This is a genomic window from Hymenobacter roseosalivarius DSM 11622 (genome assembly GCF_900176135.1).
Classification (GTDB): Bacteria; Bacteroidota; Bacteroidia; order Cytophagales; family Hymenobacteraceae; genus Hymenobacter; species Hymenobacter roseosalivarius.
On record NZ_FWWW01000039.1, the window covers coordinates 20,083 to 46,398 of the forward strand.

General features: G+C 62.4%; 27 protein-coding genes. All 27 read right to left on the reverse strand.

The annotated features are described in order from the left end of the window. Positions 1-27: 27 nt before the first annotated feature. Positions 28-774 carry an SDR family NAD(P)-dependent oxidoreductase gene (locus B9A24_RS02565; RefSeq protein ID WP_234996925.1) on the reverse strand — a complete coding sequence of 249 codons (747 nt, stop codon included), beginning with the start codon at positions 772-774 and terminating at the stop codon, positions 28-30. 122 nt (positions 775-896) lie between these two features. Next, entirely contained in the window at positions 897-1,562 is a 666-nt protein-coding gene (locus B9A24_RS02570) for a DUF3347 domain-containing protein (RefSeq protein WP_159451921.1), read from the reverse strand. A gap of 64 nt (positions 1,563-1,626) precedes the next feature. After that, positions 1,627-2,157 carry a DoxX family membrane protein gene (locus B9A24_RS02575; protein ID WP_084443607.1) on the reverse strand — a complete coding sequence of 177 codons (531 nt, stop codon included), beginning with the start codon at positions 2,155-2,157 and terminating at the stop codon, positions 1,627-1,629. A 289-nt stretch (positions 2,158-2,446) separates the two neighbouring features. Next, on the reverse strand, positions 2,447-3,955 hold the full coding sequence (locus B9A24_RS02585; RefSeq protein ID WP_200813850.1) for a vitamin K epoxide reductase family protein: 1,509 nt from the start codon (positions 3,953-3,955) through the stop codon (positions 2,447-2,449). Between the two features lie 167 nt (positions 3,956-4,122). Beyond that, complete coding sequence (locus B9A24_RS02590) at positions 4,123-5,262, reverse strand: NAD-dependent epimerase/dehydratase family protein (protein ID WP_234996927.1); 1,140 nt, start codon at positions 5,260-5,262, stop codon at positions 4,123-4,125. 57 nt (positions 5,263-5,319) lie between these two features. After that, the gene (locus B9A24_RS02595; RefSeq protein ID WP_317044218.1) at positions 5,320-5,472 is read right to left on the reverse strand and encodes a four-helix bundle copper-binding protein; all 153 of its coding nucleotides are present in this window, start codon (positions 5,470-5,472) and stop codon (positions 5,320-5,322) included. A gap of 52 nt (positions 5,473-5,524) precedes the next feature. Then, complete coding sequence (locus B9A24_RS21960) at positions 5,525-5,701, reverse strand: hypothetical protein (RefSeq protein ID WP_159451922.1); 177 nt, start codon at positions 5,699-5,701, stop codon at positions 5,525-5,527. Positions 5,702-5,723: 22 nt separating this feature from the next. Continuing rightward, on the reverse strand, positions 5,724-5,969 hold the full coding sequence (locus tag B9A24_RS02600; protein ID WP_084443609.1) for a hypothetical protein: 246 nt from the start codon (positions 5,967-5,969) through the stop codon (positions 5,724-5,726). 25 nt (positions 5,970-5,994) lie between these two features. Further along, positions 5,995-7,515, reverse strand: a complete 1,521-nt coding sequence (locus B9A24_RS02605) for an efflux RND transporter periplasmic adaptor subunit (RefSeq protein WP_143434721.1) — start codon at positions 7,513-7,515, stop codon at positions 5,995-5,997. Then, complete coding sequence (locus B9A24_RS02610; RefSeq protein ID WP_084443611.1) at positions 7,508-8,959, reverse strand: heavy metal-binding domain-containing protein; 1,452 nt, start codon at positions 8,957-8,959, stop codon at positions 7,508-7,510. Before B9A24_RS02610 ends, B9A24_RS02605 begins: the two co-directional genes overlap by 8 nt. After that, positions 8,937-10,241: a TolC family protein gene (locus tag B9A24_RS02615; protein WP_159451923.1), complete on the reverse strand. Its 1,305-nt coding sequence runs from the start codon at positions 10,239-10,241 to the stop codon at positions 8,937-8,939. Before B9A24_RS02615 ends, B9A24_RS02610 begins: the two co-directional genes overlap by 23 nt. A gap of 37 nt (positions 10,242-10,278) precedes the next feature. Continuing rightward, positions 10,279-12,171 carry an efflux RND transporter permease subunit gene (locus tag B9A24_RS02620; protein WP_084443613.1) on the reverse strand — a complete coding sequence of 631 codons (1,893 nt, stop codon included), beginning with the start codon at positions 12,169-12,171 and terminating at the stop codon, positions 10,279-10,281. Beyond that, complete coding sequence (locus B9A24_RS02625) at positions 12,164-13,534, reverse strand: efflux RND transporter permease subunit (RefSeq protein WP_084443614.1); 1,371 nt, start codon at positions 13,532-13,534, stop codon at positions 12,164-12,166. The genes B9A24_RS02620 and B9A24_RS02625 overlap by 8 nt, the downstream gene beginning before the upstream one ends. 299 nt (positions 13,535-13,833) lie before the next feature. After that, positions 13,834-14,229, reverse strand: coding sequence for an HYC_CC_PP family protein (locus tag B9A24_RS02630; RefSeq protein ID WP_084443615.1), 396 nt, complete (start codon positions 14,227-14,229; stop codon positions 13,834-13,836). Positions 14,230-14,415: 186 nt separating this feature from the next. Continuing rightward, entirely contained in the window at positions 14,416-14,625 is a 210-nt protein-coding gene (locus B9A24_RS02635) for a heavy-metal-associated domain-containing protein (protein ID WP_084443616.1), read from the reverse strand. 420 nt (positions 14,626-15,045) lie between these two features. Further along, a complete protein-coding gene (locus tag B9A24_RS02640) occupies positions 15,046-15,726 on the reverse strand; it encodes a class I SAM-dependent DNA methyltransferase (RefSeq protein ID WP_084443617.1) in 681 nt (226 codons plus the stop codon). A gap of 74 nt (positions 15,727-15,800) precedes the next feature. Next, positions 15,801-16,181 (reverse strand): DUF6799 domain-containing protein, encoded by a 381-nt coding sequence (locus B9A24_RS02645; RefSeq protein WP_084443618.1) that lies wholly within the window; start codon positions 16,179-16,181, stop codon positions 15,801-15,803. Between the two features lie 87 nt (positions 16,182-16,268). After that, the gene (locus B9A24_RS02650; protein ID WP_084443619.1) at positions 16,269-16,991 is read right to left on the reverse strand and encodes a ceramidase domain-containing protein; all 723 of its coding nucleotides are present in this window, start codon (positions 16,989-16,991) and stop codon (positions 16,269-16,271) included. A 92-nt stretch (positions 16,992-17,083) separates the two neighbouring features. Then, a complete protein-coding gene (locus tag B9A24_RS02655; RefSeq protein WP_084443620.1) occupies positions 17,084-17,419 on the reverse strand; it encodes a four-helix bundle copper-binding protein in 336 nt (111 codons plus the stop codon). A gap of 78 nt (positions 17,420-17,497) precedes the next feature. Then, a complete protein-coding gene (locus tag B9A24_RS02660) occupies positions 17,498-18,130 on the reverse strand; it encodes a helix-turn-helix transcriptional regulator (RefSeq protein WP_143434722.1) in 633 nt (210 codons plus the stop codon). Between the two features lie 32 nt (positions 18,131-18,162). Continuing rightward, the gene (locus tag B9A24_RS02665; RefSeq protein WP_084443622.1) at positions 18,163-18,453 is read right to left on the reverse strand and encodes a DUF6122 family protein; all 291 of its coding nucleotides are present in this window, start codon (positions 18,451-18,453) and stop codon (positions 18,163-18,165) included. A 5-nt stretch (positions 18,454-18,458) separates the two neighbouring features. Next, positions 18,459-21,791, reverse strand: coding sequence for an efflux RND transporter permease subunit (locus B9A24_RS02670; RefSeq protein ID WP_084443623.1), 3,333 nt, complete (start codon positions 21,789-21,791; stop codon positions 18,459-18,461). Between the two features lie 156 nt (positions 21,792-21,947). Beyond that, positions 21,948-22,478 (reverse strand): YybH family protein, encoded by a 531-nt coding sequence (locus tag B9A24_RS02675; protein WP_084443624.1) that lies wholly within the window; start codon positions 22,476-22,478, stop codon positions 21,948-21,950. A gap of 21 nt (positions 22,479-22,499) precedes the next feature. Further along, complete coding sequence (locus tag B9A24_RS02680) at positions 22,500-23,645, reverse strand: efflux RND transporter periplasmic adaptor subunit (RefSeq protein ID WP_084443625.1); 1,146 nt, start codon at positions 23,643-23,645, stop codon at positions 22,500-22,502. Further along, on the reverse strand, positions 23,629-24,249 hold the full coding sequence (locus B9A24_RS02685) for a hypothetical protein (RefSeq protein ID WP_143434723.1): 621 nt from the start codon (positions 24,247-24,249) through the stop codon (positions 23,629-23,631). The genes B9A24_RS02680 and B9A24_RS02685 overlap by 17 nt, the downstream gene beginning before the upstream one ends. Before the next feature lie 157 nt (positions 24,250-24,406). After that, positions 24,407-25,645, reverse strand: coding sequence for a TolC family protein (locus tag B9A24_RS02690; RefSeq protein ID WP_084443627.1), 1,239 nt, complete (start codon positions 25,643-25,645; stop codon positions 24,407-24,409). 112 nt (positions 25,646-25,757) lie between these two features. Beyond that, the gene (locus B9A24_RS02695) at positions 25,758-26,312 is read right to left on the reverse strand and encodes a heavy metal-binding domain-containing protein (protein ID WP_084443628.1); all 555 of its coding nucleotides are present in this window, start codon (positions 26,310-26,312) and stop codon (positions 25,758-25,760) included. Between the last annotated feature and the right edge of the window lie 4 nt (positions 26,313-26,316).

Genomic DNA, 26,316 nt, shown 5'->3' on the forward strand with positions numbered 1-26,316 from the left:
GGGAGCGTCTGGCGTTAAGCTTTTGTTTTACAGTTGGTTCAGCCGGCCGCCGTCCACCCGCACCTCCGCGCCATGCACAAAGACGGCATCATCGGAAGCCAGATATGCGATAAGGGCCGCCACGTCTTCGGGCTTGCCCACGTCGGCTTGGTTAATGACTTCGACCCCACTCTTCACGTTGGGGTTTTCCCAGAGCATGGGGGTGTCGATGGCCCCGGGCAGCACCGCGTTGGCGCGGATGCCCTTGGGTTTGCCTTCCAGCGAGGAGGAGCGGGTGAGCGACAGCAGGGCGGCCTTGGCGGCTGCGTAGGGCGCTACCAGCGGGCTGGTTTCGACGGCGTGGATGCTGGCCACGTTCACAATGGCGCCGCCGGGCTTCATGTGCAGAAACGCCTCTTTCGTGAAGTAAAAGGCGCCCAGCAGGTCCACGTTCAAAATGCGCAGCCAGTCGTCGCCGGTGAGCTCCTCCAAGGGTTTGAACTGCATCAGGCCGGCGTTGTTAACGAGTACATCCAGCCGGCCGAAACGCTTCAGCACGCCCTGCACCGTAACTCTTACCTGCTCCTCGTCGGCAACGTCGCAGGGCGTGGCCCACACGTCGGGGGCCCCGGCGGCTTTTACCTCGGCGGCAGCGGCGGCTAGCTTTTGCTCGTTCCGGCCAATCAACACCAGCCGGGCCCCTTCTGCCGCGAAGCGCTTGGCCGCAGCCAGGCCGATGCCGCCATTGCCGCCGGTTACCAGGGCTACTTTATCCTGAAATCTCATGAGTGTCATCCCTATAGTGGGAAAGTGAGGGCGCCTATGGCCTAAGCAGCCTGGGCGAAACGGGCGGGTGATGAAACGTGGGCAGAGTCCTATAGCGCGGGAGGCTGGCTGCCCGTCAGTTTTTCAGAAGGCTAAATTTCTTGTTTTACTTCCCCGCACGTCGGCATTTTTTGGCCCATGTACGGATTGCGAATTTCTTTGGTCTGACTAAGCCAGTAGGCCCCTTTCTGCTCGTTGGCCATGGGGCAATAGTCCACGTAGAGTTTCTGCGCGCCGTAGCCAAATGCTTTGACCGATTTAACCATGACCGTCGAGAGAAAAACAAAGCTCTGCCGCTGGGCCTGGTCTTTTTCAGCGGCTTTATACAGTTTCAGGTGGGTCATCAAAAACCCTTTCTTTTCTTTCCAAAAGGCGGCGGCCTCGCCCGCGAGCAGGGCATCGGGCGTACGTTGCAGCAACTGCATCATCTGGTCGGCCTGCTTCTCTACTTCTGGCGCGTTGTCCGCGACAAACGCATCCTTCATGGCCAGGTAAGCCGTCACCACCGGGTCGAACCCGGCTTTAAACGCGGGGGGCAAGTCATTCTGGAAAACCATGTCCGTGCCCTGCAGCATGTCATCTACCCCCATCTGCGTGGTTTTTTGGTTCGTACCAGGCACCCGTCCCGCTACGTTATCGGGGTTCATGTAGGTGTCAGACACCGAGCCTTTTCCCTCCTGCTGCTGATTACATCCTTGAATGAGAAGGGTGCCCGTTAGAAAAAGCGCGGGCCATGCGGTTGATTTCAGTGGTTTCATATCCTGTGAAGTTAGTGGTGACTTGAGTATTGGTGCTGGCAAGCTGTTTAGGTTCCAGGCGTTGCTATCGGCGCGGTTGCTGCCCGTCCTCGCGGGCCAGCTTTTGCTCTTCTTCATCCTTGGCTTTTTCTGCAACGACGGGGTCGGCAACCAACTGGCCGCCGCGCGCGGTGCCTCCCAGCACCAAACCCGCGCTAATGAGGACGATGTCTTTGATGATGTATTGGCCGGCCAGGGTGGGAACGAAGGGAACCAGGTTGAATACGTCCCGCGGGAAAAAAAAGACCGGCGAAATGGCGCCAATTAGTTGCAGCAGCAGCAGCACCAACACGGCCTGCAACCATTTGCCGCTCAATAAGCCGATGCCGATAAGGACCTCCAGGCTGGCCAGCCCCACGGCAAGGACGCGGTCCGGGAGCAGGTGAAAGGTCAGCACCCGGGCGGTTCGAACCGATAAGTCCTCGATGGGACTTAGACCGGGAAAGTATTTTAATACCCCGAACCATAAGAATATCACCCCGATGCTAATGCGCAGCAGGGCAATGCCATGGTCGGCCATCCAGTGGGTGAACTTCTTCTCTATTTTCGACGCCATGTGCTTTTTCGGTAAGTGGAGCTGCCGGGAGCAGGGTAGGCCAGCAGTGGTGCCCGTCGGTAGCAGGAGCTGCTTAGCCTTGGCAGCGCGTGCCCGTGCAAGCCTGCCGGCGGGCAATCATTTTTTTAAGAAGGGATAACTTCCATTTCTTCGCTGTTAAACTTCTCGTTGGACAGGGCGACGGCAAACCGGCCATCGGGAAAATCCAGGGCCGCGCAGCCGGTCAGGCCGTGCGCGCGGGTTTCGAAGGGTTGGTATTTCAGACATGGGATGGTTGCACCACGCGGCCTTAAAAGATGTAAGGGTCAAACGTGCCGTACGACTCCCGGATTTTTCCTTTCGGCAGGGTCAAGGCCACCAGCACGGCTCCCGTGCCGAAGGCATTCCACCGGGCCTGCGGCGGCACCTGGTCCAGCCACAGCACCGTTACGACGAGCCAGAGCACGAAGGCGATGTTGACGAACCGGAGGGCCCGTCCCACCTCGGCCATGGCCATCACCGAAAACGTAATCACGAGGGCGCCCAGCGTGGTGAAGCTGTTGGCCACGGCCCCGGTAACGCCGAAGTTGCCCGGGAAGAACATCCACCACATCCCGACAACGGTCGCGCCCACCAGGGTCCAGGGCAAGTTCACGCCCCAGGCCATGGCGGGCGCGGTTTTCGTCAAGCCATCGGTGAAGCGGGGCGTGCGCGTGTCGTCGCTGCCGCCTTCGATGGTGTCGCCCATCCAGAAGGTGCGCCAGAAAGGCTGGCCGCTCTTCACCCGCTTGTTCATGAACTGCACCATGGCCACCACCTCGTCCAGCGTCAGGGGCAGCATCATGACCATGACAACGGCGGTGAGCAAACACACGGAGCACCAGGCCCCCACGGCCACCGGCTGTAACGTAATCAGCACGATGCTGACGACGCCCAGTGGAATCACCAGAATGCCAAAGAAGGCCACCATCCAGGGCATGGTGCGCCAGCGGTCCGACATGCCCATGTAGCCCATCAGGGCTTCCAGGGCGTAGGACACGTTGCCCAGGCCCGCGTCCGAGATGGGGAACATCTTCGACACGTCCGACGTGAGCACCCGCTCGCTGCCGGTGTGGAAAAAAGGGTCCCAGACGTGCGCGACATAGCCCAGCTGGTAGGCCGTCAGGTACCGGGCGCCAAAAAAGCCAATCCAGGCCAGCACAATCATAGGAGCGCGCTGCAGCCAGCTGGAGGGGTTGTAGGTCCAGCCGGGCGGGGTTTGCGGGCCGGCGGGCATGTTCAGCATCATCTGCATCATGCCCGGCATTTCGGGAATGAGCACCGCAAACCCGATGGCGAAAATGCCCACGACGCTGTCGAGGAGGTAGGCCGACGCGTCGGGCGACCAAAACACGAGGGGGGCAAACAAGAGCCACAAGCCCACGAAGGAGGAGGCCCACGGTGCCCAGAGCCGAAACGGATTGGCCGACAGCACACTGAACACAATGAGCAGCACCCCGCTGGCGATGTCGCTGTACGTCATGGCCGGGCTCTGGTAGCCAAACGTGAAGGGGGAGGCAATGAGAAAGAAGCCCAGCAGGATGTTGGTGGCGTGGGTCCAGTACAGGGTGTTGTAATGGTTGAGGACCATTTCCCGTTGGTCGCTCTGCTCTTTTTCAGGGACTAGGGTCATGCCGCACTTCGGGCAGTTGCCCGGCTGGTCGCGCACCACTTCCGGGTGCATGGGGCAGGTGTAAGCGGTGGTGCCCGTGGTGCTGCCCGGTTGCGGCACCGGGTTCTCGGGCGTGGCAGGCGGCGGGGAAGGATGGTCGTGCTTCATACGAGTTGAATTAAGGCAGATGCAAGGCAACGGACTCGTCAAATTGCGGCTCGGATGGGGAGCCAGCCAAAACGACATTGGCCCCGCTCCTCCGCTTGGCCTTGGGCCAGTGGCCATTGACTGGCCTAAACCAAGCGGCGGCAAGGGCGGGGCGGCGGCCGGAACCCTTACGCTTCCAGCTTATTGGCTTGGTAGAATTGCTGTGGGTCGGCCTTTAGATGGGCCACCATTTTGGGCAGGGTTTCGCTTAAGGAGCGTTGCGGCTGCCAATCCAGCAGTTTTTCGGCCTGGGAGCTGTCCATGTCCAGGTTGTCGTCAGCAAATTCTACCATCCAGGGCTTGATGAAAGGGCTGCCGAACAGGTTTTGCACGGCGGCCCCCCATCGGGCCAGAAACTTGGGGATGCGGATGAACGGTTGGGCGTGGCCGCGCAGGGCGGTGCCGATAATGCGCTGCAAGTCACTAAACGACAGTGTTTCCCGCTCGCCGATGTTCAGGACGATGTCCGGGGGCAGCACGGCGCGTTTTTTAACGGCCTGGCCCAGCACGGCGACTAAGTCATCGAGGTGAATGAACGTGCTGCCGTGTGAGGCGTCACCGGGGAAAAAATACGAGGTGATTTTCCGTTCCCGGATGCGCTGAATCTGGTTGGTGATGGGGATGGAATCGCCCGCGTCGCTGTACACGCCGGCCACCCGCAGGCTCACGACCGGAATAGCGCCCCGCTGGGTGTGCAGGATTTTCTCGGTTTTCAACTTCGACTCCGGGTAGCCCCACGTGGCGGCCACCGGGCTTAGCTCCGTGAGTTGCACGCCCGGCACCGTGGGCAGGTAGACCAGCATGCTGCTGGTAAAGAGAAACTGCTCCACCTGAAAGCTTTGCAGGTGCTCCAGCAGCCTCGCAGTCCCCTCCACTGTTATCTTATCGTAGAGGGGAGACGTTTTTTCGGAGAAGCTATAATAGGCCGCCAGGTGGATGAAGCAGGCAATCCGGTTGCCGTGCTTTTGCCGGATGTCGCGGAAAACCTTTTGCACAGCCTCATCCGAGGTGATGTCTATGGTAATGCACTCCGCTTCCGGGGGGGGATAGGGAAAGCCCTTGTTATCAAGCCCAATAATGGTGTATTGGCCGGCCAGGGCCTTAATCACCGCCGTCCCGATCAAGCCGCTGCTGCCCGAAACAAGGAGGATTTCCTTGGTAGCGTCGGGCATTTCCGACGCAGGTACCGTCGCCGCCTGGCTACCCCGCAAGGCGGTTGTGGTGGTGGGGTCTACAGTTGGCTGCTGGGCCGAAACTTCATATGCCATGGGGAGTCCGTTAAGCGTTACGGGAATGATATACGTACGTGTCCGATGCGGGGGCTGTCACTTAGGGGCTGTCGGCGCAGTCCCGGTCCAGGCTGATACAGCGGCCATCATCTTAACGTCCTGCTCCTGCAAGCAGGCGGTGGCGCAATGCTCGCAGGCGGCGATGCAGGCGTTGAGGGCGTCGAGCAGGGATTGGTTTTGGGTGTGCATGGGAAATTGGAACAGAGGTGAAACAATTACTCTCCCTGATACTAGCTGGTCGTCAGGCGGGGTTGGGACAATTCACGCTGCCGGCCTGTAAGATTTGCAGATGAGCTAAGCCCAAACCGGAGTTGCGCCAGCTTGCCGGCAGGGCCTGCAGCTGCAGCACGTTGGCCACTACCAGTTCAATGCCTTCAATGGGGTGCTCGTCCAGCGCTTTCCAAAAGCGGCTTATCATCAAGGGCGTTAAGTCGAAGGCATTAAAGAAAGCGCGCCGGTAGCATGTTACGCTCGCTCAGGGCCGTGTGCAGGGCTAGCGTAGCCGCGCCGTGCCGCAGCCGGCGTCGAGCACGTTCAGGTCGGGCCGCAGGAAGTCGGCCTGCGCAAAAACGGGTCAGCCCCTGGCGGTAGCCCAGGAGCCGTATCATGAGCTCGTAGAGGCTGGTGCGGCTGGAGTACAGGGTGCGGACCGGCGCGGTCGGGGCCGGAAGGGTTGAGGAAGTCATCGGATGGTTAGAAAAAGGCTTGTGATTACATCTTCATGTTGGGGTCCATGGCCGGGGCTTTCGGGGCCGAAACCGGCTTTTTCTGCATGTCCATGCCCGGCATGTTGGGGTCCATGCCGGCCATGGGGGCGGTGCCCTGATAGAGGGCGTATTCGCTCTCCAGCAGGTAAGCCCCGCTGACCACCACCTGCGCCCCCGCGGCCACGCCCCCGGCGATGGCCACGGTTTCGTCGGTTTCGACGCCCGTCGTGACTTTGAGCCGGCGGTAGCGGCCGGCGGCATCCACCTGCTGCCAGACGTAGCTGCCGCGGCTGTCGCGCAGCACGGCGTCCTGGGGCAAAGTCAGCGCAGTGGCCGTTGTACCCCGGCTAGCAGCCAGGCGCACGTTGGCCTGCATGCCGGGCTGCAGGCGCCCGCCGGGGTTGGCCAGCTGCACGCGCAGCAGCGTTACCTTGCTGTTGGCTTGCAGCTCGGGGCTGAGAAAGGCCACCTTGCCAGGGTAGGTATCGGGGAGGCCGGCCACCTGCACCTGCACCTTCTGGCCCAGCTGGATGCCGGCCACTTCCCCGGGGTAAAGCTGGGCTTCCACCCACACCGAGGAAAGGTTGGTGAGCGACACAAGCAGCGCGCCCTCGCCCACGTACTGGCCTTCCGTCACGCCCACGGCTTGCACCAGCCCTGCTTGCGGGCTGTAAAAAGTCAGCGACGACGTGGGGCGGCCCGTGGCGGCCAGGCTGCGGAGCTGTCCGTCCGTCATGCCGAGCAGGCGCAGCTTCTGGCGGGCGCTGGCCACCAGGCGGCCGTACTGGTTCGCACTCGTACCCACGGCCCGTAGCTGGTCCAGGCTCAGCAGGTATTCCTGCTGCAGGGCCTGCAACTGCTCGCTGTAGATGGACACCAGCGGGGCTCCCGCGCGAATCGACTCGCCCGTTTGGCGCACAAACAGCCGCTCGACGCGCCCGGCCACCCGGCTGCTGACCGTGCGGGTCTGGTTGGCGTTGGCGGTGATGGTGCCCGTGAGCACGGTGCTGCTGCCCGCCCCGCCATTGCCTTCGCCCAGGGCGGCCACCCGAATGTTGGCCAGTTGCCGCTGCTGCTCGCTCAGCATCACTTCCGGTGCGGCAGCGGCTTCCCCGGCCGGAGTTGCTGTCACCGGCGCGGCTTTGGTCGCTTTCACCAGGTCCATGCTGCAAATCGGGCATTTGCCGGGCTCTTCGCGGCTGATTTGGGGGTGCATGGGGCAGGTGTAGTGCGTGAGCGCCGCCGTCGCGGTGGCCGTGCCCGCAGTAGGTTTGGCAGGAGCCGCTTGCTTGGTGGCTTTCACCAAATCCATGGTGCAAATGGGGCATTTACCCGGCTCGTCACGCACGATTTGCGGGTGCATGGGGCAGGTGTAGTAGGTGCTGGCGCCGTCGTGGGCGTGAGCTTCCTCGGGCGGGGCCTTCTTGCAGGCGCCGGCCCCGAAGGCGAGCAGGCTTGCTAGCAGGGCCAAGACCAGCAAGCGGCCCGGAGCGCAGCGGGTGAGCAGATTACGAAGCTTATTCATCACGGTAATCGGTCTTGGATGGAGTCGATGTCGGGGGCTGGGTGGGCGTCGGGGCTCGGGCGGTTTGCACAAATCCTTCGCTGTCGACCAGAAACTGGGCATTGGTGGCGACGGCATCCTGTTCGCTCAGCCCTTGCAGGATTTGCACCCGGTCGGCGCTGCGCCGGCCGGTCTGCACCGGCACGGCCTGGAAAGCGCCGCTGCGGCGCACAAAGGCCACCTCGCGGTTGCCCAAATCCACCACCGCGGCCCGGGGCAGCCACAGCCCGCCCGCGGCCGCCACGTTCACGGTGCCGGTGAGTAGGGCGCCGCTGCGCAGTTGGCCGCCGGGGTTATTGAGGTGCACCCGCACGGCGCCGGTGCGGGCACCTTCGCGGAAGAAGGGCTCTATCAGGTCGATGCGGGCGGTCCGGGCGCGGGTCGGGTTGTTTTCGGGCAACACCCGGATGGTTTGGCCCACCTGCAGGGCGGCCAGCTCATCGGGCCGGGGCTCGAACACGCCCCACACCTGCTTGGTGTTTACCACCCGAAACAGGGTCTGGCCCGCCGTCACGTAAGCGCCTTCGGTCAGGGTGAGCCCGGCTTCGACTGGCATGGTCGAAGTGGCGGCTGGCATACTACTCGCCGAGGGAGCGCCTCCGCCCATCGGGTCACCGCCGCTGCCCATGCCGCCCCCAGCTGGGGCGGGTGGCGGCGGCAGGGCCGCACCGGGCTGGGCGGGCTGCTCGACCACGTAGCCGGTGTAGGGGCTATAAATGGCCACTTGGTACGCGGGCTTGCGGGTGGCGATGGTGTGGTTGATTTGCGCATCGGTCAGGCCCAGCAGGCGCAGCTTCTGGCGCGCCCCCCGCAGCAGGGTCTGGTTTTCGGCGTCGTGGGTGAGGATAAAAATCAGCTCCTGCTGGGCCGTCACCAGCTCGGGGCTGTAAAGCTCCAACAGCTTCTGGCCCTTGGTCACGGGCTGATAGTTGTAGCGGATGAGCAGCTTTTCGATGCGGCCCCCAAAGCGGGCGGCAATGACCTCGGCGCGGCGTGTGTCGTACTCCACCCGGCCGGTCAGCGTTAGCGTGAGGTCGGGCGCGCCGGTGGTTGGGTAAACGGTGGCTTGGGTGGAGACCACCGTGGCGTCGGGGGAGCGGAGCAGGTTCTGCAGGCTGGCGCTGGCCGGGGCCTGGGTGCCGCCGGCCTTGGGCTTTTTCACGAGGTCCATGCCGCAGATGGGGCAGTCACCGGCCTGGTCCCGAATGATTTGCGGGTGCATGGGGCAGGTGTAGAGGTCCCCCGCCGTTTCGTGGTTGTGCGCGTCGGCGGCCGAAGCCTCCATCTTGCCGGTGGCATCCGCCGGCTTTTTATCGGCCCCGCAGGCGCCCAGCAGCAGGGCCAGCGGCAAAGCAGCCAGCACGAGCCGGGCCCGCAACGGGCTATTGTTCCAGCTCTTTTTCATATGCGATTTGCTGAGTGAGTTGCTGTTGGAGGTTGTCCAAGTATTCCAGTCGGGTCCGCTTGAGGGTGGTCCAGGCTTCGAGCACCTGAAACAGCTGGCCGGTGTTCTGCTCGTAGGCCAGCATGGTGGCCTGGTAGCTGCGGCGCAGGGCCGGCAGGATCTGGCGCTCGAAGGCCCGGGTCTGCTCGCGCCGCAGCGTCAGGTCGGTTTGCAGGCTGGCCAGCCGGCCGCTGGCTTCGTTGAGCACGTCCTCGCGCTGCTTGCGCAGGGCCTGGGCCTCGAAGCCCAGCGCGGCCGTGTTGGCTTTGTATTCGCGGGCGGCCCACGGGGCCAGCGGAATGGAAACCATGCCCATCACGGTAAACTGGTTGGGAGTCCGGCCCAGCCCGCGCATGTGGTCGTAGCGAACCCCGAAGTCGGGCCGGCGGCGGCTCGCTTCCAGGTTCTGGCTCAGGCGCACGGTGGTTAGGGCCCGGTCCAGGCTGCGCACGTCGCTGCGCCGGCTGGCCAGCGCGGCCGTGTCCGTCAGCGCCAGCGTCACTGGCTGGGCATTTAGCACGCCGGTGTCCACGGCAAAGGCTGCGCTGCGCGGCCGGTTCATGAGCGTGTTGAGCGCAATCAGGTTTTGCTCGGCCCGGGCCGCGGCCTGCCGGTGGTCGTTGAGGTGCATTTCCAGCCGGGCCTTGGCGTCGTAGATGCTGGGCAGCGTGGCCTGGTTGTAGGGGTAGCGCGCCTCGGCCAGCTTGATGAGAAAGCGCAGCAGCTCCTCGTTCTCGTCCAGCACGGCCAGCTTTTTGGTGAGCACGGCCTGCTCCACGTAGAGGGTTTTGGCTTGCGCCCGCAGCTGCACCACGGTGTTTTGCTGGTCGGCCTGCACCACGGCCGCCTGGCTGCTGAGGTACTCCCGGCGGGCGCGCTGCTTGGCCGGGTTGGGCAGCATCTGCTCCACGGACACCATCTGCATACCTTCGCCCTGCCCGTTGTTCATCTCCTTGATGGGACGCTGGTTGTAGGGCGTCATCCAGTACCCGGCGCTGACTTTGGGCGCTTCCCAGCTGTTGGCGCCCGCCACCGCCGCTTCCTTGGCCCTTGCCTGGTAGGTGTACTGCTGCACGGCCGGGTTGCGGCGCTCCACGATTTGCAGGACCGAATCGAGCGGCAGCACAGGGCCGCTAGGGGGCGCCATGTGCATTTCCCGGCTCATCGTCTGGCCGTGGGCGGCCGGCCCGCCGGTAACGAGCAAAAGCAGGGAGGACAGAGAGATGCTAAGCCAGTGTTTCATGAAGCGAAAGGGAGGGAGCCAAGGCCCCGTCCGGCGATTAGTGGGAGACTTCGAGAACATCGATTTTTCCAAATTTGCGCAGCTCGTACTCCTTGGTGTACAGGAAGATGAGCGGCGTAACGAGCAAAATGTGGGTGGCCGAGGTGAACACCCCGCCTATCATGGGCAGCACAATGGGCAGCATCACGTCGGAGCCCGTGCCGGTGGCCCAGAGCACCGGCACCAGGCCGAACAGCGAGACCGAGACGGTCATCAGCTTGGGTCGCAGCCGCTTGGCCGCGCCGTGAAACACGGCTTCCTGCAGGTCTTCCTTCGTAATGGTTTCCCGGGAGTTGCCCTTGAGCGCCACGAGTTTCTGCATGGCATCATTCAAGTAGATGACCATGATGACGCCCGTTTCCACGGCCAGCCCGAACAGGGCAATGAAGCCCACGGCCACCGCCACCGACAGGTTGACGCCGTAGAAATACACCATGTAGGCCCCGCCAATCAGGGCGAAGGGAATGGTGATGAGGCTCATAAACGCCTCCCGCACGGAGTGAAAGGCAAAGTACAGCGCCCCGAAAATCACCACCAGCACCAGCGGCAGAATCAGCTTGAGCGTGCGCTGCGAGCTAATTAGGTTTTCGTACTGCCCGCTCCACTCTAGGTAGTAGCCCTGGGGCAGCTTGCTTTCCAGGCTTTGCAGCTTCTGCATGGCGGCGTCCACGGTGCTGCCCAGGTCGCGGCCCCGCACGTTGAAGAGCACCGCGCCGCGCAGCTGGGCGTTTTCCGAGCTTATCATCGGCGGGCCCTCGGCGTAGCGAATGGTGGTCACGGCCGACAGCGGCACCGGCCCGTAGCTGGCCGTCTGGATGGGAATGCGCTTGATATCGGCCAGGCTGTTGCGGTAGTCCTGGGCCAGGCGCACGTTGATGGCGAAGCGGCGCCGGCCTTCCACCGTGCTGGCGATGGGGGCCCCGCCGATGGCCGATTCCACCACTTCGTTTACCTGGTCCACGGTGAGGCCGTAGCGGGCCAGCTCGGGGCGGTTCATGTCGATTTCCAGGTACTTGCCGCCCGTCACGGGCTCCACGTACAGGTCTTCCACCCCGGGCACGCCTTTGAGGGCGGCGTTCACCTGGTTGGCCACGTCGTTGATGGTGTTCAGGTTCTGGCCGTACACCTTCACGCCCACGTCGGTGCGGATGCCGGTGCTGAGCATGTTGATGCGGTTGATGATGGGCTGGGTCCAGCCGTTCACCACGCCCGGAATTTGCAGCTTGCCGTTCATCTCCTCAATCAGCCCAGCCTTGGTCATGCCCGCCCGCCACTGGTCGCGGGGCTTAAGCAGGATGATGGTTTCAATCATGTTGATGGGCGAGTTGTCGGTGGCCGAGCTGGCCCGGCCGGCTTTGCCCAGCACGCTCAGCACCTCGGGCACCTGCTTGATAATCTTGTCCTGCACCTGCAGAATGCGCTTCATCTCCGTGTTCGACACGTCGGGCTGGGCCACGGGCATGAACAGGATGGAGCCCTCGTTGAGCGGCGGCATAAACTCGGTGCCCAAGCTCATGACTAAGGGGATGCTGACCAGCAGGGCCAGCACGTTGATGGCGATGGTGGTTTTGCGCCAGCGCATCACCCAGTGCAGCATGGGCGAGTACACGCGCTCCAGGAAGCGGTTGAGCGGGTTCTGGTCCTCAGTCTTGAACTTGCCCTTCAGGAAAAAGGAAATCAACACTGGGGCCAGTGTGACGGCCAGAATGGCGTCGATAATCAGAATAAAGCTCTTGGTCCAGGCCAGCGGGTGAAAGAGCTTGCCCTCCTGCCCGGTGAGCAGAAACACCGGCAAAAAGGAAGTGACGATGATGATGGTCGAGAAGAAGATTCCCCGCGACACCTGCTTGCTGGAGGACTCGATGATTTCGAGCCGCTTCTGGTTATCCATGAGAAACGGGGATTGAGGTAGAAGGGGCAGAAGCGGATGCGGTGGGCAGGGCGGCGCTTGGTGGCGCGGGGCCGGCGTCCGGCGGGCCGCTCGCATTCTCCCCGGCCTGGTACTCGGCCAGGTTGCGGTAGGCGTTTTCGGTCATCACGATGCCGTTGTCGACGATGACGCCGATGGCCAGGGCAATGCCGGTGAGCGACATGATGTTGGAGGAGATGTCAAAGGCGTTGAGCAGAATGAAGCTCGTGGCGATGGTGATGGGAATCTGAATCAGGATGCTCAGCGCGCTGCGCCAGTGGAACAGAAACAGCAGCACGACCAGCGACACCACCACCATTTCCTCAATGAGCGTGTGCTTGATGGAATCCACCGAATCCTGAATCAGCCCGCTGCGGTCGTACACCAGTTGAAACGAGACGCCCGGGGGCAGCCCGGCGCGGATTTGCTCCATCTTGGCCTTCACCCGCGTTATCATGGCGTCGGCGTTTTCGCCGTAGCGCATCACCACGATGCCGCCCACGGCCTCGCCCTCGCCGTTGAGGTCCATGATGCCCAGGCGGCTTTCGCCCGTCATCTGCACCGTAGCCACGTCGCGGATGCGCACCGGCGTGGTGCCTTTGGTGATGACCGGCACGTTTTCCAGCGTCGCCATATCCTGGATATAGCCCGTCGTTTTGATGATGTAGCCCACGCCCGACTGCTCGAACTTGCGGCCCCCGGCCTCGTTATTATTGCTGCGCACCGCCGCCAGCACCTGCGGCAGCGTGATGCCGTAGTAGGTCATCTTGGTGGGGTCCACCGTCACCTGGTACTGCTTTTGAAAGCCGCCGAAGCTGGCCACCTCGCTCACGCCGGGCACGTTTTGCAGGCCGAACTTCACGTACCAGTCCTGCAGGGCCCGCTGCTCGCCCAAGTCCAGGCCGGGGGCCTTGAGCGTGTACCAGAGCACGTGGCCCACGCCCGTACCATCGGGCCCCAGGGTGGGCGTGACGCCGCTGGGCAGCAGGCGCTGGGCGTAGTTGAGGCGCTCCAGCACCCGTTCGCGGGCCCAGTAGATGTCGGCGTCGTCCTCGAAAATCAGGAACACGAAGCTCATGCCGAACATGGAAGTACCGCGCACGGACTTGACCTTGGGCAGGCCCTGCATGTTGGTCACCAGCGGGTAGGTCACCTGGTCCTCCATGATTTGGGGGCTGCGGCCCATCCACTCAGTGAAGACGATGACCTGGTTTTCGGACAGGTCGGGGATGGCGTCAATTTTGCTGGTGCGCACCGAATAGGCGCCCCAGGCAAAAAGGCCGGTGGCCAGCAGCAGCACCAGGTAGCGGTTCCGCAGGGAAAACGAGATGAGTCGCTCAATCATGTATTATTAGCTTTTAGCTGTCAGCTGATGGCTGTTAGCTTTTCGGTTTTTATGGAAGTCTTAGGCGCGGCTGGCGACTGAAAACCAATTCGCTGCTCGCGGAAAGGCGCTTCGGCCAGGGAACCGTCTGAATTGACCAGCGAACTGGGCACACCGCCGAACATTATTTACCGCAGTATCTCGCAGTGCCCGACCAGGGTTAGGATGCCAACCTGAGCTATCAGCCAACAGCTCAAAAAACACCGTACGCCGCAAAACCCCATGACCAAAGGGTCTGGGGGGCAAAAACAGCCGGAAAGCTAAATCAGGAAGGCGTGGCCGCGCACGTAGGCGGGGCACTGGGGCGGCGGGGCGGCGTGAGCCGTCAGGCGGGCCACGGGCTCATCGGCCGGATAAAAGGGCTGCGCCAGCTGCCACACCACGCGCAACACCGGCGGGGCGGGCACCAGATCGGGGGCCGGCACCTTGAACTGTCCGGCCGCCAGCTTCACGTCTTTGGTGGTGCTGACCACCTTTTGGTCGTGGCAGCAATCGCAGGCGTGCTTGCCCGTATCCTGGCAGCAGCAGCTGGTGTCGACGCCGTGCGCCACCGACACGTCCGTCAGCGCCTGCCCGCAAAAGTGCATGCTGTACACCAGCCCAGGACTGGAGAGCAGGTAGCTAAAGAGCAGAAACAGACTGGCGAAGCGCTTCACGCGGTGGGTAAAGAGTAATAAGATTTCTTTCAGAACTCCCCCAAAGAACGGGGACGGAAGGCGGAAAGTTTTAACGACCTCCGGATAAGGCCTCCCCAAATGCGCCAACGGCGTAGCGGCGGCTCACGGCCAACAGGCGCGGCCACCGCTACTCGCGTTGGTTCCAAGCCCTACAGGGGCTGGCGGCTAAGCTTTTTCGGCTTTAAATCCTGCGTTTTCCACTAACGCGATTATCTGTTCGGCCGTGAGCTGATCCGAGGTGACGGTCAGAACCTTGTCGGGATTGGCGGTGTCGACCTGCCAGTTGCCGGCCCCTGCTTCCTGGTTCAGCGTAGGCGTGACGGCCTTGATGCAGCCGCCGCAGTTGATGTTTGTTTTGAATTGGAGCGTTTTCATGGAAGTTGAACTGAGATTAAGGAAGCACCCAGCGGGCGCGTCGATAAGTAAACAGTCAAAAGTAGCGACCCGTGCCCCGCGGGTGGTACAGAATTGCGCTGGGCGCTTGCATGATTCGAAGTGATAAGCGCGCGACGGCCTCAAGCCAGCTCACCAAAAACGTGATGTGCGCGGTGAGGATGAGCTTGCGTAAAGGAAGAGGTGTCAGCAGTATAAATCTTCGACAAGAGACACGAAGAGCCTATCCGAACAGGGCCACTGTCACTCCGACATTCTTGCCTATTTGGATAGCCCCAATCCTTTCCTCAAAAGTATAGGCACGGGTGTATGCATCGGTACAAGGTTGAGCGGAACGCCAAGCGAAAGAGCTTACCGGAGATAAATGCCCCCCAGGCTTTGTGGTGGCTAACTCAACTGGCGTTAGCGACGGGCTATTACCACATGGCCCCACCAGTTAAGATAGCCGTAAAGGCCGGGGAATTTGGCAAAGCGTCGTGTTGTAAACCCCGCCTGCTCTAACCCGGCTTCCAACTCAGCTCGGGTGTACAGATTGGCATGCCACCACCGCCGAATGAGCCATTTCATCCAGATGGACTGCTGGCTGATGAAGAGCACGAACGTGCCGTCCGGCTTAAGCCGGTGGCGCAGGCCCGCCAGGGCCTCCGCCAGGCGGGCTTTCGGCAGGTACTCCAGCATGGCCGCCGAAATGATGAGGTCGTAGTCCTGCCAGGCAGCAGGGAGTTGATCGAGAGCTAGTACGTCGGCGGCCACGATTTCCAAATCGGGAACGGGATGCTGGGCCAGGGTCGCCCGGAACCGACTGAGCATAAGCGGGGTCAGGTCAAAGGCGGCAAAGCGGGCCGGTAGCAAGTGGCGCGCGGCCAGGGCGGCGTGCAGCGCCTGTGTCGTGGCCCCGGTTCCGCAGCCCGCGTCGAGCACCTTGAGGTCGGAACGCAGGAAATCCGCCTGCTCAAAAAACCGCTGAAGACCCTGTGGATAGCGAAGCAGGTGAATAAATCCGTCGTAGAGTCGGGCGCGGGCGGAATACAAGCCACGGACCAACTGCGAACTACGCCTGGCAGGTGACGGGGAATTCAGCATGGAGTCTCCAGTAGTAGCCAGTATGTATCGAAACGCATGAATTAGCGCAGCCTTCGGAGGGCTGACAGCGGGGGCTACATTTTCATGTTTTTCATTTTATCCGATTTCATTCGGCCGCTTTTTTTCATCTCGTCCATGGTAGTCATCTTGCCGTCCATCATCATGCACTGACCTTCTTTCATGGTCATCGTGGTGCCGTTCTTCATTTTACAGGTGCCATCGGTCATGCACATGCTGCCGTCCTTCATGGTCATGTTCTGGGTCATCGGCATCATCTTACCACCCTTCATCATCATCATCTTGCCGTCTTGCATCATGCACCCGTCCATGGCCATCTTGCCCTTCTGCGCTTTACCCGCCATAGGCTTGCTTTTAGAAGGGACGGTTTGGGCCTGAGCCAGGGTGAACACACCGCTGAGCAGCAGGACAGACAGAAGTTTAACTGCGTTTTTCATGGGGTAGGAGCGTTAAAAGTGAGAAAATAGTACAGGAAGCAATAGAATGATGTTCCCAGGAATTTTAGGGAAAGGCCAGCTTATGAATCAGCCCCGTGAGCCTACTTCAGTGACCGAGGGTTGCGGGGAAAAGCGCAGCAGCGGAATACCCGTGTAAAAGCGGTAAACGCAGTATAAGGCCAGCGCGTCGAGCCAGTGCCAGAGGGCATGGCCCGACACCCAGTGGTTGGCGGGGTCGCAGACTATATGCTTAACGTCGAGCAGCCACAGGCCGTAGCCGAGCAAAAACGAACCCCAAAAAGCCCAGAACCAGCGGTAGGGCGGGCGGTAGTCTTGCCGGAAAAAGAGAATAGCTTCCAGCACGATGCAGCACAGCACGCTTTGCAGCGCGTACGACGTGCGGGCCAGGTCCCGCTCCCAGAACAGTAGGCCGAAGAATCCCAGGAAGAACAGCCAATACACCACCACAATAGCTGGCTTGCCCCATTTCGTTAGCCGCCGCACGTTCATGGCAAACATGAAAGCTGAGCCCAGATAAATGGTCGAAAAGTCCGCAATACCACCAACCCACGTTTCAGAAGCGTGGAAGAAGGCGGATCCCAGACCCGTGGCGATGGAAATGTAAGCCAGGGGCAATAGGTGTCGCGCGTTGTGTTTTTTAGCGTGCCGAAATATCAGGTAAGCCACCACCAGAAAGCCCAGGTTGGAAACCGTGTTGCCTGGCTGCCGCACCCAGCCGCAGAGCGATTCCTCGCAGAACTGCGCCGGCGAATAATCAAACTCGTGCCAGGGGCAGGAATGGGATTCCATATAATCAGGTTTGGTGGTGCGCTGATGCTACTTGGATATAGCAAAGCCCAACCTTGTCCGGCCGGGCTTTGCTATGAACCAAAAAGAGGTATCTAGGCAGCGACTCCTTGGCGGCAGGCCTGCTCGCAGCGGCGGCATGCCTCGGCGCACTCTTTACAGTGCTGCATATGGGCACCGTGCTTTTCGCACTCGTCGCCGCAGGCTTTGCAGATTTCGGCGCACTCCTGCAGCAGGTGCTGGGCGTGCTCCGAGCCGCGGGTCACCAAGCGGGCCGTCAGGGCACAGATATCGGCGCAGTCGCGGTCGAGGCTGATACAGCGGGCCATCATTTTTACGTCTTCTTCCTGAAGGCAGGCGGAGGCGCAATGCTCGCAGGCGGCGATGCAGGCATTCAGGGCGTCGAGGAGGCTTTGGTTTTGCTGGTGCATAAGAGAGAAGGTTAAAGAGTGATTAAGTTTAGTAATGTATACCCGGCCCAGGGCTCACGGTTTTATATCACGCCCTGTTCAACTTGCATCATTTGGCACCTCTACGGCTACCCCTACCGCCACCGGCTGCTTTGGCGCGCCGAGCCGCTGGCGGTAGGTGGACGGCGAGCACCGCGCCACGCGCCGGAACTGCCCCGAGAAATGCGCCAGGCTGCTGTAGCCCAGCTGCCGGGCAATATGCCCGATGCCCAGCTTCGAGGAGGCCAGCAGCTCCTGGGCGTACGCCAGGCGCTGGCCCAGAATGTAGCCCGCCAGGGTAGCGCCCGGCGACAGCCGGGCAAAAACCACATTCAGATGAGCCGCCGGCAGGTGGAGCTCCTCGGCCACGGCCGCCAGAAACTCGCGATGCCGCAAACCCGCCGGCTGGCGCAACAGCTGGCCGACGGCCTCTTTCACCCGCTCCAGCAGGGCCTGGGGGGCATTTTCCAGCAGGGCAAACTCCGCCTGCCGGAGCACGGCCCGGATGCGCGGCCAGTCCAGCTCCTCCGCCGACGCGGCCACGGTGGCCGCGCCCAGGCGCACGTCCAGCACCACCAGGCCCAACTGCTCCAGCTTCTGCCGCACCACCCGGATACCGCGCGGACAAACCATATGCTTGATATAGAGCACGGTAGAAGAAGCGGAAGAAGCAGAGCAGGCAGAAACGGACATCCGATAGGTATCTAAGGCGGCTCCCATCCCCGCTAGAGGCATTCGAGGTAGTCGAGGCCCATGTGAATCAGGAAGCCCACGGCCCACACGCGGGTGCGCGCCGGCAGCAGCAGCAGCACGTACACGCCCATGGCCCAGTAGGTGTGCAGGAAGTGATAATTGATGCTGCACCGGTCGGGGTCGAAAATGGGCGTCGCCCACAGGTGGTCCAGGTCCAGCAGCAGCGCGGCGGCCAGAATCAGCCACACCCGCCGCCAGTCCGGGCGGTAGAACAGCCAGGCTATTAGGCCCGGCACGGCGATATGTACAAACGCGTGCAGCATATGGCTTAGGCCCCGGCGGGCTGAACAGGATTGCGGTCAGCCAGCGGAGTGAGCGGCTGCGCATCCAGCTCCTGCGAGTGGCTGTCGAGCCCGACTTCGCTGTGGCCGCGCTGGTACTGGGCCAGGGCTTTTTCGCCAAAAATCAGGAACACGACCGGCGTGACGATGATGTCGAGGAAGGTGGAGGAAAGCAGGCCGCCCAGAATGACGGTAGCCACGGGGTAGAGGATCTCCTTGCCCGGCGCGTCCTTGGCCAGGGTGAGCGGAATCAGGGCCAGGGCCGCCACCAGGGCCGTCATCAGCACCGGCACCAGGCGCTCCAGCGAGCCGCGGATAATCATTTCCTTGCTGAACTTCTCGCCCTCGTGCTCCACCAGATGGATGTAGTGCGAAATCATCATGATGCCGTTGCGCGAGGCAATGCCGGTGAGCGTGATGAAGCCCACCAGCGAAGCAATGCTGAACGTGCCGCCCGTGAGCAGCACTGCTACCACCGAGCCGATGAGGGCCAGCGGAATATTGAGCATAATCTGGAGCACCATGTAGGTGGACTTGAAGTGGGAATACAGCACCAGAAAAATGCCCCCCAGCGAGAATAGACTCAACCACAGAATCTTCTGCGAGGCCGACTGCTGGCTCTCAAACTGCCCGCCGTAGGTGAGGTAGTAGCCGGGGGGCAAATTCACCTGCTGATTGACTTTGCGCTGAATCTCCTGCACCGTGGAGCCCAAATCGCGCTCGGCTACGTTCAGCGAGATGGTGATGCGGCGCTGCGTGTTTTCGTGGTTTATGGTGTTCGGGCCGGGCTCGTAGATGACGTCGGCCACCTGGTTGACCGGAATCATGGCCCCGGAGGGCGTCTCGATGCGGGTCTGGCCGATGGCCGCAATGTCATTGCGCTGCTCCTCGGGCAACTTCACGATCAGATCGAAGCGCTTCTGCCCGTCCAGCATCTGCGACACCACGGAGCCCTGAAACAGCGTTTCCAGGTCGCGCACCACTTCGCCGCGCTCCATGCCGTAGGCGCGCAGGGCCGCGTCGCGGGGGCGGATGAGCAGCTGCGGAATCTGCACCTGCTTCTCTACCTGCAAATCGACCACACCGGGCACGGTGGCCGCCGCCGCCCGCACCTCATTGGCGTAGCGGCGCAGCTCCAGCAGATCGTTGCCGAACACCTTGATGGCCACCTGCGCCCGCACGCCGCTCAGCAGGTGGTCCAGCCGGTGAGAAATGGGCTGGCCGATGTTCACGTTTACGCCCGTTATCAAACTCAGGCGCTGGCGCATATCGGCCAGAATCTCGTCGCGGCTGCGCATCTCGCGGCCTTCCTTTTCCAGCTCCGCTTCGGTTTTGAAGGCCACTTCAATCTCGGAGTTGTTCACCGATTCGGCGTGCTCATCCAGCTCGGCGCGGCCGGTGCGGCGGGCTGTGTAGGCCACTTCCGGTATTTTCAGCATCTGCTCCTCGCCCAGTGTGCCCAGGCGGTTCGACTCGGTGAGCGAGGTGCCGGCCGGAGCCGAGAAGTTCACCGTCAGGGAGCCTTCGTTGAAGGGGGGCAAAAACTCGGTGCCGAAGAAGGGCACCAGGGCCGCCGCCGCCACGAACAGCACACTCGCCACCGTCAGCACCAGCTTCGGACGAACCAGACCCCAGTTGAGCAAGCGGGTATCCTTTTTCTTGAGCCAGCGCACCAGCCCACCGTCGGTTTCGGGGTGGTCCATCTGCTTCATCTTGGGCAACAGATAGTAGCACAGCACCGGCGTCACGGTCAGCGACACGAACAGGGAGGCCACGATGCTGGTGATGTAGGCAATGCCCAGGGGAGCAAAAATCCGCCCTTCGATACCTTCCAACGCGAACAATGGCAGGAACACGAGCACCACGATAATGGTGGCGTACACGATGGAGTTGCGCACCTCCGAGCTGGCCGCGTACACCACCTGCAAGGCCGGTTTGGGATTAGGCAGCTGCTTGTTTTCGCGCAGGCGGCGGTACACGTTTTCCACGTCCACGATGGCGTCATCCACCAGCTCGCCGATGGCAATGGCCAGGCCGCCCAGGGTCATGGTATTGATGGAAATTCCCGCGAAGCGAAACACCAGCGCCGTCACCAGCAAGGACAACGGAATGGCTACCAGGGAGATAAACGTCGTGCGCACGTTCAGCAAAAAGGCGAACAACACGATAACCACCAGAATAGCGCCGTCGCGCAGGGCCTCTTCCACGTTGGAGATGCTCGACTCGATGAACTCCGACTGCTTGAAGAGGCGGGTGTTGATCTGCACGTCTTTGGGCAAAGAAGGCTTCAGCTCCACCAGGGCCTTTTCCACGGCTTCGGTGAGGCCCACGGTGGCCGCACCCGGCTGCTTTTCGATGCTCAGAATCACGGCCGGCTGGCCGTTTACGCTGCCGTCGCCGCGCTTGAAGCGGGCCCCAAACTCCACCCGCGCCACGTCGGCAACGCGTACCGGCGACTGGTCGCGGTAGCCGATAATGATGTTCTCGATGTCGCTGACCGAGCGCAGGCGGCCCAGGTTGCGAATGAGCACTTCGGAGCCGTTGCGGTCAAAGAAGTTGCCGGTGGTGTTCAGGTTGGAGTTGCGCAGCGCGTCTTCTACCTGGTTGGCTGTCAGACCCGTGGCATTCAGCCGGGGCAGATCCAGCAGCACCTGGTACTGTAAGTTGTCGCCGCCGATGGGAATGACCTGGGCCACGCCGGGAATGCTGAGCAGACGCTGGCGCACGGTGTAGTTGGCCAGCGTGCGCAGGTCAGCGGCGGTGGTTTTAGCTGAGCTGTTAGCTGTTAGCTGCTGGCTGTTAGCCGTTGATGCTTGGCTGTTGGTGCCTGGTGCCTGGTTAGCTGATGATGGCTCACTGTTGCTTGTTACTTGCTCCTTGCCCACGGTCAGTCCGACCAGCATAATCTGGCCCATGACCGAGGAAATGGGGCCCAGCACCGGCGTCACATCCATGGGCAGCTGGCCGTTTACGGTCTGGAGCTTCTCGCTCACGATTTGGCGGGCCGTGAAGATGTCGGTGCCGTAGTCGAACTCCACGAACACCATGCCCAGCCCGATGGCCGAGTTGGAGCGCACCGCCGACACGCCGGTGGCCCCGTTCAGGGCCGTTTCCACGGGCAGCGTCACCAGGGCCTCCACCTCTTCGGGAGCCATACCCGGCGACTCCAGAAATACCGTCACGCGGGGGCGGTCCAGGTCAGGCAGCACATCGACGGGCAGCTGCCGGGCCGTGTAGGAGCCGGCCAGGAGCAGGCCCACGGCAAAGGCCAGCATCAGCAGGCGGTTTTGCAGGGCAAAGCGGATTATCTTATCAAGCATCGTGTAGTCGTTCTGGCGTTGGCCTCAGCCCCGGCCTCCTCTCCTACAGAAAGGGGGAGGCTGGCGGCAAAGCCGGGTTGGCAAGCGGGCAATGAGGCTGGAATAACAAGCGAAGGAGCCACGCCGGCGCGGCCGCCGGCTATTTCAGCCGGTGTTTTAGCCTTGCTTTTTAGGCCGGGGCGTACGGGCCGAGGAGTGAGTGCTGAGAATCTGCCACTGGCCGGCCGCGTTTTTGCGCAGCACCGACGTGGCCACGCCCCGGCGTACGATGGGTGCCTTAGCTTCCTTGTCCTGGGGGGCTTTTTTCAGGTTGATGGTATAATTATAAGTTTCCGTGGCAAAGGCATAGGGGCCATCTACCTGCACGGCGGCCTTGTAGTCGCTGAAGGTGAAGGCGCTGAACTCCTTCAGCTCGGGGGCTAAGTGATGGGCGGCGTAGTGGGAGTAAGTGCCTTCTACCCCACCCGACTCAAACACCTGCGAGTTAGCCGTGAATAAGCGGTGGGTGCCGGTGGTATCGAGCTTCTGCACGGCCTGCTGATACTTGGTCAGCACTTGTCTGACGGCGGCCTCTTCGGCTGGCGTGCTACCGGCCGCGGGGGCAGGAGCAGCAGTTTGGGCCAGGGCGGCGCGGGCAGTGAGTTCCAGCGCGGTGACCAGCAACGAGAGAGCAAGGATTTTTTTCATCGGAAAGGGTTGGAAAATGGGTTACTGATTGAGATAAATGGATTTGAGCTGGTAAGTGCCCGCCGTGACCACCCGGTCGTTTTCGTTCACTTCGCCCTGCACCAGCACCGTTTGCTGGCCATTGATGGCCCCCGGCTGCACGAAGCGAATCTTGAACCGCTCGGGCTCGGTGTGCACGAACACCACGGGCTTGCCGTTCAGGTCCGTTACGGCCGAGGTGGGCACCACCAGCTGCGGCTCGCCGCCCCCGCTCTGGCCCACTACCTGCACGTTCACGGCCTGCCCGGCGCGGTAGGCGCTGCCCTCCTGGGCATCCAGCTCCAGAATCAGCTGGCGGGCCTGATTCACGGGGTTTACCACGTTACTGAACACGACCAGCCTAGCCGGCACGCCGGCCTGCCCTTGCAGCCCTTCTACCCGGAACTTAGCGCCGGGCGTAATTTTGTCCAGGTCGGGGGCAAATACCTGGGCTTCCACCTGCAGCTTGCCGGGATTGATAACCCGAAACAGCTCGTCGCCCTGGTTTACCTGCTGGCCCACGGCCAGGCTGAACACGTCCACCGTGCCGCTGATGGGCGAGGTGATGGTTACGCGGCGCTGCTGAGCCTGGCCGTTGTAAATGCTGGCGTTCTGGCGGGCCTGGCGCAGGCGCAGCTCGGCGGTTATCACCTCCTTGCGGGCCGCGATGTCGGCGATGCTTTGTAGGCGGTTGTAGTCCTGCTGGGCGGCGCGCAGCTCGGCCTGGGCGTTGGCCCGCTCGGTGCTGAGGCCGATCTGCTGGGTCGCGTCGAGGGTTTGCTCCACCACGGCTAAAGCCTGCCCCGCCCGTACCCGCTGGCCCACGCGGGCCGGCAAACTCACGATGCGCCCACCCTGGGGCACCACGATACGGCCTTCGCCGCCCGCCGCCGCCGACACGGTGCCGTAGAGCGTGGCCCGGCTGTAAGTGGTGGAATACGCGGCCAGGTTGGTGCGCACCTCAAACAGAAACTGGCTTTCCTTGGGCAGTAATACCTCGTCGGTGAGGGCTACGCCGGTGCTGGCCTGGGCCGCCTCGCCGTGGTCTTCGCCGCCGTGGCCCAGTACGGGCGCGGGCGGAGGCAGCAGCACCGTCAGGACAAGGCCGGCAGCCGCCGTAGCGGCCAGAAACTTATGCTTGGTTTTCATACACAACGGGAGTAGAAGTGGAAACGGGAGCGGCAACTGGTGGAACTGCCCGCCGCCGGAGCAGCAGCACTGTCAGCCCAATGCCGAGCAAAAAGGCCCCCACGAGCAGCAGAATGGTTTTCCAGGAAGAGAAGATGGACGGAGCTGTGACGGCCGGACCATCAGCCACGGGCAGCTTCTCGCCGACCTTAATACCTTCCAGCAGCAACAGATCGGCCCGGTCGCCGGCCACGATGTTGGCCGTGAAGCTGTAGGCTTTGTTGGCCGGAAACTGGCCTTCGACCAGGTAGGTGCCCGGCTCCTGCTCCGTTACGGCCCACTTGAGCTGAGCGTCTTCCGGGTTGGTCAGGGTAATTTTTGCCCCCCGGATGGGCGCGTTGGTCGCGTAGTCCGACAGGAACAGGCGCAGGTCGGCGGGCTGGCCGCCCTCCAGCGGCTCGTAGCGCAGCAGCACCTCAAACTGCTCCGAGAGCGCCGCCACCGAAAAGGAAGTGGCCCCGGCCGGCGCGGCAGCCGCGCCGCCCTCGCCGTGGTCTTCGCCCCCGTGGGCGTGGGCCGTGCCCGCCAGCAGCAGGCTCAGCACTAGCATCATTAAGTGTTTCATACTAAAGCTGTTTAGCTGTTTGCGATTTAAATTATCATGTCATGCTGAGGCACGAAGCATCTCGCGTGTTTAGTGGGATTACTAGTCCAACATCAGCACGCGAGATGCTTCGTGCCTCAGCATGACGGTCGGAGGGGTTTTTGACGACTTCCACTTCTCATTCACCCCGCAGAAAATTAAGCTCGACAAGCCCCTGACTGTAGTCACGAATCGTGGTCAGGTAGGTATTTTGAATAGTAAACGCCTGATTTAAACTCTGAATCAAAACCAGGTAGCTGATTTCGCCCGCCCGAAACAGGCGCTGCGACTGGCTGATGATCGCCCGCGACTGGGGCAGGCCGGTCTGCTCGTAGTAAGTGAGCGTGGTGGCAAACTTGCGCGTATCGGCCAGGGCCTGCTGGTACTGGGTGCCCAGCTCCAGGCGCTGGGTTTCCAGCTGGTAGCTGGCCGCGCTGGCGCGGGCCGTGGCCGCCCGCAGCTGCGAGCGGTAGGTCCAGAACCAGATCGGCACCGACACGCCAAACTGAAAGCGGTAGCGGAGGGCCGAATTCTCGAAGGCCTGATTCTGGTAGCCCAGCGTGAGGGCCGGTGTGCGCCGCGCCCGCACCAGGCTAATGCCTGACTGGCTGAGCGTCACGTTCTGGGCGGCGGCGGCCAGCGTAGGGCTGCGCACCAGGGCGCTGCTGTCTTCCACGGGCAAGCCACTCAGCAGGGCCGAGCCCCGCAGCGCCAGCGCCGGACCGGTTTCGCGCAGATCGGTGCTGGTGGCGAGCGGCGCGCCGGGCCGGCCCAGCAGCAAACCCAGGCGGCGTTGGGCCGCCTGCTGATCGACGATGGCCTGCTGAAGCTGAACGGCCACCAGCCGGGCCTCCGCTGCGGTACTGATGCGTTGCAGCGAGGTGACTTCCCCGGCCGCGAACAGCCGCTCCGTCGTGCGCTGCAACACCTGGTACAAGCTGTCCTGATACGTGAGCTGCCGCACCTGGGCCTCCGCGAACTGCAGGCCCAGATAGGCCTCGCGGGCGTCGCGCAGCACGGTGGCGCGGCTCACGTCCCGGTTGCGCTCGGCCAGGGCAATGCCGGCCCGCGCCACGTTGGCTTGCCGCCGGTAAACGGTCGGAAAGTCAATGGTTTGCACCACGCCGGGCGCCCACATTTCGCCCGTGGGGGCCGAAAACAGAAAATCCGGGTTAGCGGGCGCGAAACTGCCCCGCTTCAGGGCGCGCTGCTCCTCAATTTCCTGGTCCGACTGCCGCAGGCGCGGATGGCGGCGCAGGGTCTGGGCTTCCGTGCTATCGAGGCTGATGACGGTTTGGGCCCTGGCCGGCGCTAGGGCAGCCAGTAGTCCCAGCACCAGCAGCCAGGCAGTTATTGCTCTACTTCCAACGTATTTCATACAGGTAAAAAGGTAGAAAAAGCCCCCCGGGGGCCGCCTGCCGGCCTGGCAGCAGACGGCCCTACGTGGAACTGACGCGAGCACGGCCCGCCAGAAAAGCTACCGGTGCGGGTTAGGGTTTTTTGACCAGGGCCATGCCGCACTTGGGGCAGCTGCCGGGCTTGTCGCTGGCACTGCCCTCGCACTGCATGGGGCACATATAGGCGGCACCCACGGCTTTGGCGGGGGCCGCTTTGGCCGCGTCCAGCTTCTCGAACCGCGCCGACAGCGACTTGCCGCCCGCTTTCAGGTTGACGATGGCCGTGCGCAGAGAGGTTTCGGCGGGCAGCTTGGCTACGAGGTGGTCGCCGGTTGGGGTGAGCGCTACGGTGCTGGTTTTGTTGGCCGTGGTCAGCAGCATCACCGAGCCGGTAGTGCGGGCGGGGGTTACCGTGGCTTCCTTGGCGTCGAGCAGGTACACGTGCAGTTCGGTGGGGTGTTGCACCAGCTCGATATGCAGGGTGCCGGCCGTGCGCACGATGCCGCCGTGGGGCGATTTATGGGCGTGCGTCTCGCCGGCCGCCTTGTGGCCGTGCGGGGCCGCGTTGGGTTTGTGGGCGTGCTGCGCCGCGAGCGAAAGAGGGGCGGCCAGCAAGGTCGTGGCCAGCAGAATCCGGGAAATCTTCATGGGA